Genomic DNA, 3,534 nt, shown 5'->3' on the forward strand with positions numbered 1-3,534 from the left:
CACTGTTGTATTTAGGATCTAATGGCTTTATAGAGGAAAGGGTGTGCTGGAGCATTGCAATTACCGAGGTGAATGAAGCGGCAAACAATAGAAAAAAGAAAAATCCGCCAACTGCAATTCCGGCAAGCCCCTGAGACATGAAAAGTGCGGGAAAAACATCAAAGGCAAGTGTTATGCCATGTGCCGAGATCCCGAAGTTGGAGCTTACCAGGGCAATTGAAAAAAACGCAAGAAGTGATGCAAGCGTATCAAATCCGGCAATCAAAAGCGAAGACTTGACAACCCCTTTGCCTGATGAAAGAAAGCTGCCATAGGTAAACATTATCCCATAACCAACTGAAAGCGAGAATAGGACTTGGGACAAAGCAAAATACCAGGTTTTAGGCAAGAGAATGGATGATGGATCACCTGTCAGGCTTGACAAGCCTTTCAATGCGCCAGGGAGAAGAAGCGAATATGCCAAAAGCCCAAATAGGCAGATGAAAAGAAACGGGACTAGCTTGTTTACCACAGGCTCGATGCCTTTATGAAGCCCTTTTCGAATCGAATAAAATGCGGCAAGTGCAACCAAGGCAAATGCGGCAAGCGGAGTGTAGCTTGATTGCAGGGATTCCATGCTGGGCCTTGCGCCAAGCAAAAAAGAAGAGAGAAACCAGAGCGTCCATGCGGAGATTACAGAGTAGTAGCCAAGAATAGCCGAGTTTACAAAGACAGGGAAGAATGAGATGATTTTTCGATAAGCCGGAGTGACAAAACCAAGACTTTTTGACTTGGAACCTGCGCTAAAAAAACTGGTTTTGAGCCTCACCCCTTGTGAAGTCTCAAGAAGAAGGAGAGGAAGCCCTACGAGCATAAGGCATATGATGTACGGGAAAAGAAACCAGATGCCACCGTTTTGGCTTGCGATATAAGGAAACCGCCAGATGTTGCCAAGCCCTACGGCGGCGCCAACTGATGCAAGAAGAAACGCGCTGTTAGATGACCATTTTTCCATTATGACACCATCAATAAGTTTTGGGATATGGGTTTGGTGGTATGGTTAATTTATATAAGTAACGGTGATTACAAAATTCTTGACGTTTGAAGGAAGAAAATAATGAAAAGGTAGATTGCATAAACCGCGAGGAAAAATGCGCCCGATGGCCGTTCAAATTTCCTGTCCACCGAAGCCTTGTAGAGAAGCAGGATATTTGCAATTATTGCAAAAAGAAGCGCAGCCATAAAAATTGGAAGCGCAACGCCGATAGGATTTATTACTGCGGCGGCACCAAGAACAAGCGTGATGTTAACCATGTTGCTTCCGATTGCATCCCCAAGGGCTATGCCGTATTGCTTTTTCCTGATTGCCTGAATGTCGATTGTCAGCTCAGGCAGTGAAGTCCCAACTGCGACAATTGTCGCCCCGATAAAGCTTTCCGCAAGCCCAAGCTCCTTTGCAATTTTTACAGCCGATTCGACGACCACGCCGGAGCTAAAAAGGACAACAATAACCCCGCCAAAGAAAAACAAGAAAGCGCGAAGGGCATCTTTCTTGCCAACTTTCTCCACTCTGCCCTCAATCCTCTTTTTCTTAAGTATATAGTATAAGTAATACCCAAAGGCTAGCAGAAGCGCAATCCCTTCAGACAATCCGAGAGCTTTCCCGCCAATTGAGCTTGCAAATATGATGTATGCTGAGATTATGGTAGTAGCCACAAGCGCAAGGGCTATGTCCTTGAGGTCTTTTTGCCCTATTTTAAAACCATATAAAAACCCTGCAAGCCCAAGCACAAGTAAAATGTTTGCAATATTTGAGCCAAAAACATTTCCTGCGGCAATTGCCCCGTTTCCTGAAGAGGAGGAGATTACTGAGACTGAAAGTTCTGGGAGTGATGTTGATACTGAAATAAGCAAAAATCCGATTGCAAGCCGGCTTATGCAAAAAAAATCCGAGAGTTTTGATGCGCCGTTAACGACAAATTCCGAGGACTTGGCAAGCATGATAAGGGAGACGGCAAGAACCATTGCTTCTGCAAATACCATTAGTATAGAGTGCAAAAAAGGATTATTAAATAAGAGTGTAATATGATTTGCAACGGGGCACGCCATTTCCTTTTTGAGAAATGCTGATTCCGCCCCGGACTGAAATCCAGGGTTTGCTGGCAATTTCCAAAGATACCATAAGGCAGTAAATGCAGTCGAGTGGTGAAGGACAGTGCGTGTGGTTTTATGAATTCTTTATTGGACAAATCCGTTTCGCATACGAAAACATGGTCAGGCTACCTTTTCATACTTCTTGGCTTTCTTATGTTGCTAATGGTTCTTCGCGCCGCTTTTTTCGGGCACATACCAGAGGAAAAGCGCATTTGGGTTGAGATTACTCTTCTGCTTTTAGTGGCGCTTGTAGCCGAGAGGCTGGTGCAACAGTGGAAGCAGCCCTTTGTAATGGTCCTTCTGGTTTTAGGGGTGCTTGTTTCGCCGCACACACTTGAAGTTGTTTGGCCGGCGATGCTGGGGATAATTACGCCACTTTTGCAGGGCATTGGGATACAGCCGCCAACATCCTCACCTGAACTGCTTGGGGAAAGCGAAATCGTCAGGACATTTGCAAATATCGGTGTAATAATACTTCTTTTCCGAATAGGGTTGCACTCTGAAATAGAAAAGGTCTTCAATTTGAAAAACCTTATTGTGGCACTTGGAGGGGTGGTGCTTCCTTTTGCGGCAGGCTTTCTTTTCGCGCAATGGAGTGGCGGAGGATTTGCCTACTCGCTTTTTGTTGGGGCCGCACTCACTGCCACCTCAGTTGGAATAACGGTTGCCGTTCTTGAAGAAATGAAGGTCATCGACAGGACGTTTGCGCAGGTGATACTTGGCGCCGCAGTCATAGATGATATATTGGCGCTGGTTGCACTTGGGCTTGTGAGCAGCATGCCTTCAGACCTTTCCTCAATTTCCATTGCGCCGATTGCACAGGTGATAGGCATTGCCGTGGTTTTTGTAATGTCCGGGCTTAGCTTGGGCAAGCTTTTTGTGGAGCGCTACTTTAGCAACTTTGAGGAGGAGATTTCCAAGCGGACAATTTCAGGAATGCTGGCGCTGCTTTTTTTCTATTCCTTTGCTTCAGAAGCACTTGGGCTTTCTGCAGTAGTTGGCGCATTTATTGCAGGGCTTGTTATAAGCTATTCGCCCATGGCCCACAGGCTGAACAAGGCGCTGTTCACCATGGATGTTGTTTTTACACCCATGTTTTTCATCACACTTGGCATGCTTGTGAATGTTTGGGAAATACCTGGCGCGATAGTGCCTGTTCTGGCGCTGACCTTGATTGCAATAATAACCAAAGTCATTGGTTGCGGATTGCCGGCGGTGCTAATGGGCGTAAAGCCAAAAGAGGCACTGCTTGTTGGCTGGGGGATGGTGCCACGGGGGGAAATAGCCCTGATTATTGCCTTGATAGGGATAACTGCACTTGACCCGTCAGGAAAGCCAGTTCTTGACGCAGCCGAATATACGATTATTGCATCAATGGCGTTTCTTTCAACTGTCATCGTC

General features: G+C 46.1%; 3 protein-coding genes. 1 reads left to right on the top strand and 2 read right to left on the bottom strand.

What is annotated here, in order from left to right:
* Together FJZ26_04975 and FJZ26_04980 are read right to left on the bottom strand one after the other, a co-directional pair.
* Nucleotides 1–994, bottom strand: a 994-nt coding sequence (locus tag FJZ26_04975; protein ID MBM3229759.1) for a sodium-dependent transporter, incomplete at its 3' end; no start/stop codon positions are given.
* 68 nt (nucleotides 995–1,062) lie between these two features.
* Entirely contained in the window at nucleotides 1,063–2,145 is a 1,083-nt protein-coding gene (locus FJZ26_04980) for a sodium:calcium antiporter (GenBank protein ID MBM3229760.1), read from the bottom strand.
* A 63-nt stretch (nucleotides 2,146–2,208) separates the two neighbouring features.
* On the opposite strand from FJZ26_04980, the gene FJZ26_04985 reads away from it, so the two are divergent.
* Nucleotides 2,209–3,534, top strand: a 1,326-nt coding sequence (locus FJZ26_04985; protein MBM3229761.1) for a cation:proton antiporter, incomplete at its 3' end; no start/stop codon positions are given.

It is taken from the genome of Candidatus Parvarchaeota archaeon (assembly GCA_016866895.1).
Taxonomy (GTDB): Archaea; Micrarchaeota; Micrarchaeia; order Anstonellales; family VGKX01; genus VGKX01.